Raw genomic sequence first — 13,091 nt, forward strand, 5'->3', positions numbered from 1 at the left:
TTCCATGACCTACTCAAAGGGTTTGCATATATTGGCCGAGATTGATACCACTGCAATCGAAGCTCTGACAGATTATGCAGCAGCCAAACAATTATTACAGAAACTCATCGAAAAACACCGATTGACGATTGTGGGTGAGGTTTTTGCTAATTTTGAAGGTGGAGGTTTTACGGGTGTGTATTGCTTGACGGAATCTCATATTTCGATTCACACTTGGCCAGAGTTTGGGCGAGTTACTTACGACGTCTTTTTATCTAATTTTCGGAATAATAACGAAGCTATCGTGCGAGATATTCACCAAGAACTCGTTGCGTTTTTTCAACCGACTGCATTAAATCTAAACGAACTTTATAGATAGATGAAGCAACGTATATGCACTAAATGTACAAACAGGATTTCGATGAACGACAACGACACTTTTGTTGCTTGTCCGAAATGCTTTAGCTATCAAGAAGTTACCGAAAACGGAATGAAGTTCCTTTCTTCTTTCAAAAATTCCAATCGCCCGAAAGAAGTATGCTTTGAGTTAGGTCAAAGTATCAGAGTTAATGGAACATCTTATACCATTACAGGAATTACACAGAGAAATGATTCGAAATATAAGTCGTTTAAATGGAGAGAGTATAATCTGAAAAACGATTTAGGCGAAGATGCTTTTCTGAACGAATATAATGGTAATTGGTTGTTGGTTAAACCTTTAACACAAGTTTATATAAGAGGAGACCAGTCATTCAGTTATCAAGATGTAGAGTTTTCTATCTTTCAAGCATATAATCAAGAAGTTAATTGGGCAGTAGGTAATTTTAATTTCGATATTACCGATATTGATAAACTTTACAGTCGAGAGTTTATTGCTCCACCAAAAATGTTGATTTATGAAGTTCAGAAATCTTCTAAAGAAACAAATCCTGAATGGTATGAAGGTGAGTATGTTGATAATAATGAAATCTATCAAGAATATTTAAGTTTGGGTAATACCACAACGTTTCCCTCAAAAATTGGCGTAGGGGCAACTGAGCCATATAAAAGTCAATTTTACTACAAAGATGCCCTAAAAATGAGTCTGATTACCTTAGCTGTAATCTTGACGATTCAGCTTTATTTTATGGCAACTTCGCCTACCACTACGGTTTTTAGAGAAACTTTCAGTGTGGCAGATTTAAAAATTGATTCAACCAGCACTAATCTGACTTCTGCCAAACCTATTGTTTCCAAAAGTTTTTCGATTGATAAAACAGGGAAAATTGAAATCGAACTTAATTCTGGCGTAGATAATTCGTGGTTAGAATCAAATATTACGATGGTCAATGAAAGTACGCTCGAAGAATTGCCGATTGTGATTGGAAACGAATTTTATCATGGCTACGAAGGTGGCGAAAAATGGACGGAAGGCTCAACCAATGCTTCAAAAGATTATTCAGAAGTTCCCGCTGGCAAATATCATTTATTGATAGAAACAATCACTCCAGCAACTAATGGTGGCACTTACGAAGTAAAACTTCAAACTGGCGGAATTTATTGGATAAACATTTTTATTATGCTATGCTTGATTGCTATTTTGCCGATAGTAAAATATTTTCAAGAATATAATTTTGAAAAAGAACGCTGGGCTGATAGCGATTTTTCACCTTATAATTATGATGAAGAATGAAATTAGATAACCGATATAAAATAATGTATGCCGCTTTTCTTATGGTGATAGTTGGCTACTTTGCCTATTCGCTGCAAGTTGGGAAACTTTTTTATGAGTTTAGCACCAAAAGCCAATGGGACGGTAGCAATAGCCGAACATCAGGCGTGAACCGTTTTTATCATAAGTAGTAGAACAACTTTCCAAGTTGTTCGCATTATACAAAAGCAATTTAGAAAATCGCTTTACAAAAACGTAAAAATTAAAGCATTGATAATTAGATACTTACATTTTCTAAAATCTTAAACTCTGTAATATGACCGACATCCTTAGCCTCAAATACGTTTATGCCTCAGTAATTTACTCGCTGATTGGTATTTTTATTTTGGTAATTTCATTCGTGATTCTTGAAAAAATCACTCCCGAAAACATCTATAAAGAAATCGTTCAGAAAGGGAATACCGCTTTGGCGATTATAGCAGGGGCATTTATCATAGCCGTTGCCATTATTATAAGTTCGGCCATTCATGGATAAAAGTTCAACAAAAATTCCAATTTTACTGCTTTTTTCGGTGTTTTTGGTGGCTACTTGCGGGCTTATCTATGAGCTAATTGCGGGTACGTTGGCCAGCTACCTCATGGGTGACTCTATTAGCCAATTTTCAATCATCATCGGATTATATCTTTTTTCGATGGGCATTGGCTCGTTTTGCTCAAAATATTTTGATGAAAACCTACTCGATTGGTTCATTCAAATCGAATTATTGGTCGGGCTCGTCGGTGGAATCACATCAAGCGTTTTGTTTGTGATTTTCAATAGTGTCGATTCTTTTCAATGGATTTTGTATGGGCTCATTAGTCTGACGGGTATTTTCGTTGGCCTCGAAATTCCGTTATTGATGCAAATCCTAAACAAAAGTAATTTTGGATTTAAAGACATCATTTCCAAAGTTTTTACTTTCGATTATGTCGGAGCTTTACTTGCTTCTATTCTTTTTCCATTGGTCTTTGTGCCAAAAATGGGACTGATTCGTACCTCTTTTTTCTTCGGAATCTTGAATACTTTGGTGGCTTTATTGGTGTTGTATAACTATTCTGCACAACTCAAATACCGCCTGACACTTTGGTTTCAAGCCATTTTTGTTTTTATTTTACTCACATTGGGCTTTATTTTTTCGGATAATATTTTATCATGGGCCGAGGCTACAACTTATGACGAAAAAATCATTTTTGCTAAATCTTCGCCTTATCAACGCATTGTGTTGACTCGACAAGGCAGTAATATTAAACTTTTTCTGAATCGAAATCTACAATTTAGTTCGTTCGATGAATATCGTTATCACGAAGCATTGGTTCATCCGTTGATGACTTTTACCAAAAAGCCCGAAAAAGTTTTGATTTTGGGTGGCGGTGATGGTATGGCAGTTCGAGAATTACTAAAATACGAAAGTGTGAAAGCCGTCACGCTCATTGATTTAGATGCCGATATGACGAATTTGTTTCGGAGAAATGAAATGCTCACAAAATTGAATCAAAATGCACTCAATAGCCCTAAAGTTAAGATTTTGAATCAAGATGCCTTTTTGTGGATTAAGCAAAATAAAGCCCTTTTCGATGTCATTATCATTGATTTTCCTGACCCAAATAATTTTGCTTTGGGAAAACTCTACTCTAATACTTTTTATCGTGAACTTACACACACTCTCGCACCCGAAGGCTTAATTGTAGTGCAGTCAACTTCGCCTTTTATGGCTCCAAAATCCTACTGGTGTGTCAATAAAACCTTGCAATCGGTGGGTTTTAAAACGCTCCCTTATCATGTTTTTGTGCCATCTTTTGGCGATTGGGGCTATGTTTTAGCCACAAAAAACGAATTTAATAAAACTCAGAATTTCCCAGAAAACCTACGTTTCATGAATGATGCTGCTTTTGAGCAAAGCAAAGTTTTTCCGAAAGATATGACACAACAAGAAACCGAAGTAAATAAACTCAACAACCAAATTTTGGTTCAGTATTTTGAAGAAGAATGGGCAAAAGTGATGTAAGCATATCTCGCAAAGAGTTTCTTGAGTTATCAGGAATCGCACTTTTGGGTAGCACTTTTGGGCTACAAACACTTACTTCTTGCGAGTCTGCCACTGTTATTCAAGGGCAAATCGTTGGAGCAAATCACTCAATTGGACATTTACTTCGTAAGGCCATTTCTTTGCCAATTCATCAATCACACCAAACAAAAATTCTGATTATCGGTTCTGGAATATCAGGACTTACGGCAGGCTATTTTCTACAAAAAGCGGGTATCAAAGATTATAAAACTTTAGAACTTGAAAGCCATATTGGCGGAAATTCTACCTTTGGCGAAGATGAAGCGGGGCGTTACCCGTGGGCAGCTCATTATTTACCAATTCCGAGTCCAGAAAATAAAGAATTGATTGATTTTTTGTCAGAAAATAAGATAATTACAGGTTTTGATGAGAATGATTTACCGATTTATGATGAATATGCTCTGTGTTTTCACCCCGATGAAAGGCTTTTTGTGAAAGGTTTTTGGCAAGAAGGATTGATTCCGAATATGGATATTTCGGAGGAAGAAAAGAAACAAATTGGAGCGTTTTTGGCAGAAATGAATGCCTTCAAAGCTGCCAAAGGCAATGACCAAAAATGGGCTTTCACGATTCCGTTGGCTTATTCATCGAGCGATACAAGTTTTACAGATTTGGATAAAATCAGCATGAAAACCTGGATGGAGCAAAATATGTTCACCGCCAAACCACTACAATGGTATGTAAACTATTGTTTATTAGATGATTACGGTACTTCAATTGCCGAAACTTCGGCTTGGGCGGGCATTCATTATTTTGCTTCTCGAAAAGGTAAAGCCGCCAATGCCAAAGACGATGATGTATTGACATGGAGCGAAGGAAATGGTTTTCTGATGAAACTTTTGGCCAAAAATCAATTAAATAATATAAAAACTCAGCGTTTGGCCTATCAAATTGAAGAAAAAAATGGAAAAGTTTCGGTGGATGTATATGATTGGAAAACAGAAAAACGAGAAAATTATACAGTCGAACAAATCATTTGGGCAGTTCCGCAGATGCTTCGTCCGTATGTGATGCCGCAACAGAAATCTGATTTTATCAAAGATTTTTCCTATTCGCCTTGGATGGTTGCCAATATTCAAACCATACCTTTCGATACGGGCAGAGGACAAGCACTCTCGTGGGATAATGTGATTTATGAAGGAAATGGATTGGGCTATGTTTTATCGAATCATCAAGAACTCGCTCAAGACCAAAAAACTTGGCAACTGACTTATTATAAGCCACTTACCGATAACAATCCTGCTGACGAACGCAAAAAAGCAATAGCGAAAACCCATGAAGAATGGAAAAATGAAGTGCTGACTGACCTAAAAAAAGCCCACCCCAAAATTGAAGAATCTATCTTGAAAATAGATATAAAACTTTGGGGACACGCCATGATTCGTCCAACAATTTGCTTTATTCATGGTCAAGCTCGTCATGAAGCACAACAATCGCTCAACAACAAAATACATTTTGCCCATTCTGACCTTTCGGGTGTTTCGATTTTTGAAGAAGCGTTTTTTCATGGGGCCGAGGCAGCGAAGAAAGTAATTTCAAATATCTACCACGGAGGCACAGATTAAACGAATTTTCACGGAGAGTAAATCTTTAAATAATTGTCAAAACTTTGAAAATTTCATGGAAACTCAAACTTGGATACACTCAGCTAAATACGATTTGAGTTTTATTATTGCTCCATCATTTTTGGCTGTTATATTACTGTTTTTCTTTCCCGAAAGTTGGCTTTGGTCGAACGAAATGCCCAATTGGGCGTGGTTTGGAATGGTACTTTTGATTGATGTTTCGCATGTTTATAGTAGTTTGTATCGCACTTATTTTGATAAAGTTTCGCTACAAAAACATACAAAACTATTGCTTTTTACACCAATTTGGGTAGTTTTAGTAGCTGGGAGTATTCATTATTTTTCCGAAGCAGTTTTTTGGCGATTGGCTGCCTATTTGGCAGTTTATCATTTTATTCGTCAGCAATATGGTTTTCTGAAACTTTACACCCGCACCGAAGGCATAAAGCAAATTGATGTTTGGATGATTTATATAGTAACGGTTTTCCCGATGCTTTACTGGCATTTGTCAGAGCCACGCAATTTTATGTGGTTTACGGCTGCAGATTTTCTGTTTTACACCAATCAAAATTTGGCAGATTTACTGAAATATATTTTCTGGATTTGGGTGATAATCTACTACCTCTTGGCCGTTAAAGAATACCTCCAAACTCGACAAATCAATTTGCCTAAGACTTTACTGATTATATCTACAATGCTTACTTGGTATCTCGGAATTGTCTATTTCAATGGCGATATGGCATTTACAATGCTCAATGTCGTGGCTCATGGCGTGCCGTATATGGCTTTGGTTTATGCTACTGAACAAAAGAAAGCCTATAAAAAAACTGGCTTTTGGAAGTTGCTTTTCTCCAATTTTGGAGTTTTCATTTTTATCGGAATTTTGTTTGTTTTGGCCTACATCGAAGAAGGTTTTTGGAATGGTCTGGTTTGGCACGAATATGATGAGTTTTTTGTATTTTTTCCAAACATTAGTCTTACCGACAATCTTTGGTTTTCTATCACAATCGCCTTACTATCAATGCCTCAGATTACACACTATATTCTCGATGGTTATATTTGGAAGCGAGACTTTTAAAGGTGTTCACAGAAATGATACTTAAACGATTTCTGTACAAACTATTTTAAAAACTAATCTTGTCGGCATATTCTGACTGATAATTAACTAAAGAAATTATTTCTCTAATGGGCAATTTCAGTTTTTTAAGTAGTCTATATCTTTCTTAACCCAAATCAATTTTTTAAATGATAAGTTTTCAGAGTTTTGTATCATTAAACTTATCAATTAAAATGAACAGAAAAACCTTATTATCAACACTTTGGATATTTGTAACGATTAATTATCTCTATTGCGACCTCATCGGGCTTATGGATGCATCGCTTTTAAAACAATACCTTACGGGAAATGTGGAGGGAATGAAAATCAACGAGAATTTCTTATTGGCTGCGGGAGTTTTGATGGAGATTCCTATTTCGATGATTCTTTTTGCAAAAATCTTAAAAGATAAACCCAATGCAATCGTAAATGTAGTGGCCGCATCTATCAAAACCTCGGTAATGATTTTGACGCTTTTCCTCGGAAAACCTACTATTTATTACCTATTCTTTGCTACAATTGAGATATCTACAACTATTTTCATATTTATCTATGCAATCGGTTGGCTCAAAGAAATTAACGCTTTGAAGCCAAGCGTTTCTTAATCCTACTCAAAGATTCAGGTTTTACTCCAATGTAGCTCGCCAATTGGTATTGTGGAATACGTTGGATAAGGTCAGGACGAGATGCTAATAAGCGTAAATACCTTTGTTCGGGTGTATCAGTCAGATAAGCCATCATCACTTGCTGATATTCGGCAAAGGAATTTTCTACTATTTTTCGAGCAATAGACTCCAATCTTGGGTGTTTTTTAAATAAATCTTGTGCTGAATTATCATTACCAATCAATAAGATACAGTCTTCTTCACAAACCCAATAAAATGCCGAAGGTTTTTCTTCATCAAAACTACTCAACGCAATTATCCATTGGTCTTCAGTAAAAAATGCTGTCGTTTTCTCTTCACCATCAATCAAACAATATTGTCTTATCAAGCCTTTAAATACAAAATAAGTATTTTTGATCAATTGTCCTTCTTTCAAGAGTACTGTGTTTTTTTCATATTCTTTCACCACCGAACTATCATAAATAACTTTTGCTTCGGCTTCCGAAAGTGGTGAAATGTTGGAGAAATAATTGATTAGTTTTTGTTTCATAGCCTATCAATGCATTATTCAAGAAATGAATCCTCCTCAAATTTACATACTTTAAACCAAAAATTACTATTTGAAATTTGGTTATATTTAGGTTACTTAATGATTCTTATGATTTAACTATCTTCCAACCTTTTATTTTAAAATAGTATCTTATCAGAAACATTTAATTTTAATAAACATGAAAAAGCAAAGCCTTAAAGTTCTATTGTTAGTCACTTTTCTATTGGGTTCGGTGATGAGTTGTACTTCCGAAAGTATCAGCACTGACTGTACACCCACGAGCGTAATAAGCGATAAAGCCTCGAAGGATGAAGATAATGTGGTATTAGCACAATTATTCAAGGAAATTGAGAGTTTGAGCAACTCTAAAACTTGTGAAAACGCTGGTCAGTGGCTTTTCGCTCCGATTGGAGAAAAAGCCTGCGGAGGGCCAAGTGGTTATATTGCCTATAGTTCACAGATTGATGTTGCGTGTTTCTTGAAAAAAGTTGAGCATTATACAGCACAAACCAAGAAATATAACACAAAACATGGCATTATGTCAGACTGCTCAATAACCCCTTCGCCCAAAAGTGTTTCTTGCGAAAATGGCAAACCAATTTTAGTCTATTAAGCAAAGATTAAATTTATTTCCAAAGCCCTAAATATCAAGGTTTAGGGCTTTTTTTCTTACCAGTTCATTAATTAACTAAAGTTAAGTTTTTTTGATTTTTCAAGCCTTAATTTTGTCCATTACAATCGAATTGTCATCAAAATCGACAGAGATACACTAAAGTATTTATTTTGTTAATTAATTTTTTTACATAAAATCTACATTAAATAAAAACCATGAAAAAGCAATTAAATTTTATTTTTGCGTCAATCGCACTGGTATTTGTTCTTCAATCTTGTACAAAAGATGACGTTGACTCTTCACCAAATAATAGTGGTAGCCGAGCCATAAAGTATGAAATTACTGGTAATTATTCCGGCGAGATGATTGTGGTTGCTGCCACTAACAACGATGATTTTGAAGTAATTGAGGTAAAAAAACTCCCTTGGAAACTTGAATTTACGGCTAAAGAATCTATCAAAACAATCGTTGCAACTGCACAGGGTTCAACTCCTGGTGTAGCAGGACAAACCGCAACTTTGAAAACGTATGTGGGTGGTACGGAAGTAAGTTCGGGTACTGGAACGGCTCTAAGTACAGGATTTATTTCATTAACCAATAAGGTATATATTCTAAAGTAATCGTATCTAACATTGCTGATGTTTTGTTTCTTTTAGGAAATTTGCCACTCATATAAATTCTTTGTAAAAAAGGTAAATATTCTGCTCATTTGTGATTCGTTTTTCAAGAAATAAGCAAAAAATGAATCATTATTACGAAAAATTCTTCGATTATGTAGCCGAAATATTGGTTATGCCCGAAGCTGATAAAGAGCTTTGCCGACAATTATTTAAGCCTGTTTTTGTTCCGAAAGATACCATTATCGAGAAAGCTGAAAGTGTACATCAAAACCATACTTTCATTGTTTCTGGTTTCATGCGAAACTTTCATATTGATAGCAATGGCAATGAAATTACTAATGATTTGAACGAAGGGTCAAGGTTTTTCACTTCTTATTTTCATTTTATGAATCGTACGGTTTCAAACGAAACCGTACATACTATTACCGACTGCGAATTACTACAAATCAGTCGAGATGATGTCGATATTGCAGCCAGTCAAGGTATTACGCAAAAGGATTATACTGTTAAACTTTTGAATAAACGCTTAGAAATCAACAAACAACGGGCTTTCGATATGGCCAACCTATCAGCCGAAGAACGTTATAATAAATTTGTAAAAGAAAACCCAAACATCATTCGTAATGTACCATTGGGCTACATTGCCTCTTTTTTGGGCATTACGCAAAGACATTTGAGTAGATTGCGTAAAGAAATCAGATGAAACCATTTGACAAATCAACACAGTATATTATGGAAAAACTTTTAGAGAACTTCAAACAAAAACGACTATTCCAAATCTTCACCATCGGTCTTCGTTATCTTATCGGTTCGGCATTTGTATTTGCAAGTATCGTAAAAATTGAAGGGCAACGTTTTACATCAGAATCGGGCGAAAACGCTCCTATCAATAGTGCGTGGCACTTTTTTGAGACCATGTACCGCTCTGGTATCTATTGGAATTTTATTGGCTGGGGACAACTCTTTGCGGGTTTTCTGTTGATGTCACAGATTTTCAGTACACTTGGGGCCATTGCGTTCTTTCCGATAATAACCAATGTTTTTTTCATTACAATTTCCTATTCTTTTGGGGGTACGCCATTTATTACTTTTCTGATGCTTTTGGGCAATATTTATCTATTATTATGGGATTGGGATAAACTCAAAGTACTTGTGTATCCATTGGTCAACTATCAACATAAGCCCATTCCTTTTATGCAAAGAAGAGCGTGGATGTATCTCGGTTTCTTGTATTTTTCTATGACAATTCTGATGCAAAAAAGTGGACAATTCTTAGCCACTCATGCCGATTTGGGCATTAATCCCTTCTTTTTTATGCTTGGCTGTCTGATTATGTTTTTAGTGGTAGGCATTTCAACGTTAATTGTACAAATCCGAAGAAAATAAGAGAGGTAGGGACTCAACTGGTCTATACTGAATTGTATCGGCTTGAAACTTTGCCTTCTAACAATAAAATTGCATTCAAATAGAGATAAAAACTTAATATTTATATGATAATTACTGAAATTTTAGATAAAATTGGCTATTTTTCGGAAGATGATATTCAACTTCTTAAAAATAGAATTATCCAAAAAGAGGTAAAAAAGGGTGATATTTTATTGAATCAAACAGAAGTTTGTAAATCGGTTCATTTTATTGTGAAAGGAGCGTTTTTACAGTATAATTTTAGAGACGAAATTGAGCAAAATATTATTGACCTTCATCTTGAAAACGAATGGGTTTTGAATCAGCAAAGTTTTGTAAAGCAGAAATCTTCCGAAACCATCATCGAAGCATATACCGACAGCATCGTCTTTGAAATAAATATCAATACGCTTCATCAGTTAATTGGACAATCGCCTGCATTTTTTCAATTAAGTAAAGTCTTAGAACCTGTACATTCTCGTATTCAGTTTTTCGATAATTCGTTCACGCCTTTACAAAAGTATCAGTTTCTACTTGATAATCGGAGGGAAATCATACAGACTTTTCCGCTAAAAATCATTGCTTCGTACCTAAAAATAACGCCCGAAACCCTAAGCAGAGTACGAGAAAAACTTGCCAAAGGACATTCTTGATTGTAATCAAGTTATACTTTGAAACTGTTTTTCTATTTTTAAGAATAAATTCTAAAAACAGAGCAATGCAACACAAAGCTATTTCAATCAGACCATTTATTGGAGCAAAAAACTTTCAGATTTCTCGAAATTTCTATCAGGATTTAGGATTTCAGGAGGTGGTTTTAGGCACTAATTTTTCGTATTTTCATACCGATAAAATAGGCTTTTATCTACAAGATGCTTATGTGAAAGATTGGATTGATAATTCAATGGTATTTGTGGAGGTGGATGATACAAACCGTTACTATAATGAAATTTTGGCTCTTGATTTACAAAAAAAATATGAAGGTGTCAGGCTAATACCAGTCAAAGAATTATCGTGGGGAAAAGAATGTTTTCTGCATGACCCATCGGGAATTTTATGGCATTTTGGCGAATTTTCCCATAACGATTGAGTCAAGTTCTCCTTTCTTGATTACAATCAAGTGTACAGCACCAGATGGGTATCTACTTTTGTGACATCACAAAAAATAGATATTCAATGAAAATAAGCTTCCAAAAACTCGCAGGTTATTGCTTAGTTATAGGCTCAATATTGATGGTTCTTACAATGCTTTTGCACCCAAGTGGTGGAAGTCTGGAATACATTACTAAAATCGCCAAAGTGCTAATTATTAGTCATTCAATTGCCATTTTTAGCATTCCTATCATTGCTTTTGGTTTTTACGGATTGTCCGAAACTTTACAAACAAGTTCCAAAAGCTCTTATTTAGGTTTTACGTTCGTTGGCTTTAGCTTAGTTGCAGTTATGCTGGCTGGCTCTATCAATGGTTTAATCTTACCAATGTATGCTTCTAAATTTCACAATGAAATGGGGCAAAATCTCGAAATTGTGAAACTGGTAATTGGCTATGGTTCGAAGTTTAATAAAGCAATGGATTTCGTATTTATCAACGGTTTTTCGATTGCTATGCTTGTTTGGTCGGTTGTCATTATTCAGACATCAAAACTTCCTCGTTGGCTGGGTTTTTATGGTTTTATTCTTTTCACTTTTGTTATTATTGGTTTTTTATTAGACTTTAATTTCATCAGTGTTTGGGGATTTAGCATTTACATTTTCGGAATCGTAAGCTGGATAGTCTTCGCAGGATTCTTCATGGTAAAACTATCTAAAACAACTTAGAATAGCCTTTAAACTAAAAAAAAACCACTCATCCAAATAGGACATTTGTCTAATAAATATAAAGAATAGCTCACTAATTTTGAAAAAACAAAAAGCTATTCTTTATGAAAAACAATGTACTTTCTATTGAAAAACCACCCAGAAAAACTAATTACAACCCCAAATTATTAGATTTTTCTACAAAGTTTTGGTTCATAATCGCTACTATTGGACAATGGATTTTTGGATATTATGTAGTTTCAGTGTATCATGTTTCTACTTTCAAAGGTGACTTTGAAAAATGGAATACCGTACTTCCCAAAGGCTACGTAGCTGGCGACTGGAAAGGCAATCTGATGGTAGGAATCCATGTACTTTTAGCTGCAATTATGGTTATTGGTGGGCCATTACAGTTTATTCCTCAGATTCGAGAGCGATTCCGAACTTTCCACCGATGGTTAGGGATAATTTATGTTTACACAGCAATTATTGTGAGTTCAGTGGGCTTCATAATGGTCTGGACTCGTGGCACGGTTGGTGACACATTTATGCACGTAGCCAACAGTATGCAAACCTTTTACATCATTATTTTTGCAGTTTTAGCAGTAAAATTTGCCCGAGAAAAACAATTTGCGAAACACCGAAACTATACACTTCGGCTTTTTATGGTGGCCAATGGCGTTTGGTTTTTTAGAGTTGGATTAATGTCGTGGTTGGTCATTAATCAAGCTCCAGTGGGTTTCAATCCTGATACATTTACAGGGCCTTTTTTGTGGGTATTATCGACCTTTGCTTATGCAGTTCCTATCTCTTTGATTTTGCTGGAAATGTACTTTTATGCTCAAAAAACACAAAACCAACGATTTTCGACTCTTACTTCGATAGTTATTTTCTTGTTTACAATCATTATGACAATCGGCATTTTCGGAGCCACAATGGGAATGTGGTTGCCCAGAATTTAAAATATGTTTTTATTGAAACATCAAGATATTTAAACGAAAAGACATTTGTTGAAATGTCGTTTATCCTACTTTATAGGTAGTATTTTGTATGAAATTATACACAAAAAGGGTGACTCAAGAGCCACCCTCTTTTTAGTTGTTCGA

At 35.2% G+C, this 13,091-nt stretch carries 17 protein-coding genes; 16 read left to right on the top strand and 1 reads right to left on the bottom strand.

Features of this window, described 5'->3' with window-relative positions; translation table 11 throughout:
- The first annotated feature begins 4 nt into the window (after positions 1 to 4).
- The 8 genes from ABR854_RS09440 (at position 5) to ABR854_RS09475 (ending at position 7,001) form a co-directional block, all read left to right on the top strand.
- Complete coding sequence (locus ABR854_RS09440) at positions 5 to 358, top strand: S-adenosylmethionine decarboxylase family protein (protein ID WP_350265158.1); 354 nt, start codon at positions 5 to 7, stop codon at positions 356 to 358.
- Between the two features lie 42 nt (positions 359 to 400).
- Complete coding sequence (locus ABR854_RS09445; protein WP_350265159.1) at positions 401 to 1,651, top strand: DUF4178 domain-containing protein; 1,251 nt, start codon at positions 401 to 403, stop codon at positions 1,649 to 1,651.
- Positions 1,648 to 1,821, top strand: coding sequence for a hypothetical protein (locus ABR854_RS09450; RefSeq protein WP_188768360.1), 174 nt, complete (start codon positions 1,648 to 1,650; stop codon positions 1,819 to 1,821). Before ABR854_RS09445 ends, ABR854_RS09450 begins: the two co-directional genes overlap by 4 nt.
- A 125-nt stretch (positions 1,822 to 1,946) precedes the next feature.
- A complete protein-coding gene (locus ABR854_RS09455; RefSeq protein WP_188768362.1) occupies positions 1,947 to 2,165 on the top strand; it encodes a DUF350 domain-containing protein in 219 nt (72 codons plus the stop codon).
- Entirely contained in the window at positions 2,158 to 3,675 is a 1,518-nt protein-coding gene (locus ABR854_RS09460; RefSeq protein ID WP_350265160.1) for a polyamine aminopropyltransferase, read from the top strand. Before ABR854_RS09455 ends, ABR854_RS09460 begins: the two co-directional genes overlap by 8 nt.
- Positions 3,657 to 5,300 carry a flavin monoamine oxidase family protein gene (locus ABR854_RS09465; protein ID WP_350265161.1) on the top strand — a complete coding sequence of 548 codons (1,644 nt, stop codon included), beginning with the start codon at positions 3,657 to 3,659 and terminating at the stop codon, positions 5,298 to 5,300. Before ABR854_RS09460 ends, ABR854_RS09465 begins: the two co-directional genes overlap by 19 nt.
- A gap of 55 nt (positions 5,301 to 5,355) precedes the next feature.
- Positions 5,356 to 6,378: a hypothetical protein gene (locus ABR854_RS09470; protein WP_350265162.1), complete on the top strand. Its 1,023-nt coding sequence runs from the start codon at positions 5,356 to 5,358 to the stop codon at positions 6,376 to 6,378.
- 212 nt (positions 6,379 to 6,590) lie between these two features.
- Positions 6,591 to 7,001 (top strand): DUF6326 family protein, encoded by a 411-nt coding sequence (locus ABR854_RS09475; RefSeq protein ID WP_350265163.1) that lies wholly within the window; start codon positions 6,591 to 6,593, stop codon positions 6,999 to 7,001.
- Here the strand turns inward: ABR854_RS09475 and ABR854_RS09480 are convergent.
- Entirely contained in the window at positions 6,973 to 7,551 is a 579-nt protein-coding gene (locus ABR854_RS09480) for a Crp/Fnr family transcriptional regulator (RefSeq protein WP_350265164.1), read from the bottom strand. The two genes, ABR854_RS09475 and ABR854_RS09480, sit on opposite strands and share 29 nt — an antisense overlap.
- 178 nt (positions 7,552 to 7,729) lie before the next feature.
- Between ABR854_RS09480 and ABR854_RS09485 the strand changes: the two genes are divergently transcribed.
- The 8 genes from ABR854_RS09485 to ABR854_RS09520 all read left to right on the top strand — a co-directional run bounded on the left by ABR854_RS09485 (position 7,730) and on the right by ABR854_RS09520 (position 12,947).
- Positions 7,730 to 8,164 carry a hypothetical protein gene (locus tag ABR854_RS09485; protein WP_350265165.1) on the top strand — a complete coding sequence of 145 codons (435 nt, stop codon included), beginning with the start codon at positions 7,730 to 7,732 and terminating at the stop codon, positions 8,162 to 8,164.
- Positions 8,165 to 8,379: 215 nt separating this feature from the next.
- Positions 8,380 to 8,784: a hypothetical protein gene (locus ABR854_RS09490; RefSeq protein ID WP_350265166.1), complete on the top strand. Its 405-nt coding sequence runs from the start codon at positions 8,380 to 8,382 to the stop codon at positions 8,782 to 8,784.
- Between the two features lie 121 nt (positions 8,785 to 8,905).
- Positions 8,906 to 9,487: a Crp/Fnr family transcriptional regulator gene (locus ABR854_RS09495; RefSeq protein WP_350265167.1), complete on the top strand. Its 582-nt coding sequence runs from the start codon at positions 8,906 to 8,908 to the stop codon at positions 9,485 to 9,487.
- A 29-nt stretch (positions 9,488 to 9,516) separates the two neighbouring features.
- Positions 9,517 to 10,170 carry a hypothetical protein gene (locus ABR854_RS09500; protein ID WP_350265168.1) on the top strand — a complete coding sequence of 218 codons (654 nt, stop codon included), beginning with the start codon at positions 9,517 to 9,519 and terminating at the stop codon, positions 10,168 to 10,170.
- 104 nt (positions 10,171 to 10,274) lie between these two features.
- The gene (locus ABR854_RS09505; RefSeq protein WP_350265169.1) at positions 10,275 to 10,841 is read left to right on the top strand and encodes a Crp/Fnr family transcriptional regulator; all 567 of its coding nucleotides are present in this window, start codon (positions 10,275 to 10,277) and stop codon (positions 10,839 to 10,841) included.
- Positions 10,842 to 10,906: 65 nt separating this feature from the next.
- Complete coding sequence (locus ABR854_RS09510) at positions 10,907 to 11,278, top strand: VOC family protein (RefSeq protein ID WP_350265170.1); 372 nt, start codon at positions 10,907 to 10,909, stop codon at positions 11,276 to 11,278.
- An 86-nt stretch (positions 11,279 to 11,364) separates the two neighbouring features.
- A complete protein-coding gene (locus tag ABR854_RS09515; protein WP_350265171.1) occupies positions 11,365 to 12,006 on the top strand; it encodes a hypothetical protein in 642 nt (213 codons plus the stop codon).
- A 104-nt stretch (positions 12,007 to 12,110) separates the two neighbouring features.
- The gene (locus tag ABR854_RS09520; RefSeq protein ID WP_350265172.1) at positions 12,111 to 12,947 is read left to right on the top strand and encodes a DUF2306 domain-containing protein; all 837 of its coding nucleotides are present in this window, start codon (positions 12,111 to 12,113) and stop codon (positions 12,945 to 12,947) included.
- The last annotated feature ends 144 nt before the right edge of the window (positions 12,948 to 13,091 follow it).

Origin of the sequence: Emticicia sp. W12TSBA100-4 (genome assembly GCF_040253585.1) — a bacterium.
GTDB lineage: Bacteria > Bacteroidota > Bacteroidia > Cytophagales > Spirosomataceae > Emticicia.

Coding starts and splice junctions, on each gene's coding strand:
- ABR854_RS09485 (WP_350265165.1), top strand. CDS start 7,730: ATGAAAAAGCAAAGCCTTAAAGTTCTATTGTTAGTCACTTTTCTATTG.
- ABR854_RS09445 (WP_350265159.1), top strand. CDS start 401: ATGAACGACAACGACACTTTTGTTGCTTGTCCGAAATGCTTTAGCTAT.
- ABR854_RS09490 (WP_350265166.1), top strand. CDS start 8,380: ATGAAAAAGCAATTAAATTTTATTTTTGCGTCAATCGCACTGGTATTT.
- ABR854_RS09440 (WP_350265158.1), top strand. CDS start 5: ATGACCTACTCAAAGGGTTTGCATATATTGGCCGAGATTGATACCACT.
- ABR854_RS09515 (WP_350265171.1), top strand. CDS start 11,365: ATGAAAATAAGCTTCCAAAAACTCGCAGGTTATTGCTTAGTTATAGGC.
- ABR854_RS09470 (WP_350265162.1), top strand. CDS start 5,356: ATGGAAACTCAAACTTGGATACACTCAGCTAAATACGATTTGAGTTTT.
- ABR854_RS09475 (WP_350265163.1), top strand. CDS start 6,591: ATGAACAGAAAAACCTTATTATCAACACTTTGGATATTTGTAACGATT.
- ABR854_RS09505 (WP_350265169.1), top strand. CDS start 10,275: ATGATAATTACTGAAATTTTAGATAAAATTGGCTATTTTTCGGAAGAT.
- ABR854_RS09455 (WP_188768362.1), top strand. CDS start 1,947: ATGACCGACATCCTTAGCCTCAAATACGTTTATGCCTCAGTAATTTAC.
- ABR854_RS09480 (WP_350265164.1), bottom strand. CDS start 7,551: ATGAAACAAAAACTAATCAATTATTTCTCCAACATTTCACCACTTTCG.
- ABR854_RS09450 (WP_188768360.1), top strand. CDS start 1,648: ATGAAATTAGATAACCGATATAAAATAATGTATGCCGCTTTTCTTATG.
- ABR854_RS09500 (WP_350265168.1), top strand. CDS start 9,517: ATGGAAAAACTTTTAGAGAACTTCAAACAAAAACGACTATTCCAAATC.
- ABR854_RS09520 (WP_350265172.1), top strand. CDS start 12,111: ATGAAAAACAATGTACTTTCTATTGAAAAACCACCCAGAAAAACTAAT.
- ABR854_RS09465 (WP_350265161.1), top strand. CDS start 3,657: ATGGGCAAAAGTGATGTAAGCATATCTCGCAAAGAGTTTCTTGAGTTA.
- ABR854_RS09510 (WP_350265170.1), top strand. CDS start 10,907: ATGCAACACAAAGCTATTTCAATCAGACCATTTATTGGAGCAAAAAAC.
- ABR854_RS09495 (WP_350265167.1), top strand. CDS start 8,906: ATGAATCATTATTACGAAAAATTCTTCGATTATGTAGCCGAAATATTG.
- ABR854_RS09460 (WP_350265160.1), top strand. CDS start 2,158: ATGGATAAAAGTTCAACAAAAATTCCAATTTTACTGCTTTTTTCGGTG.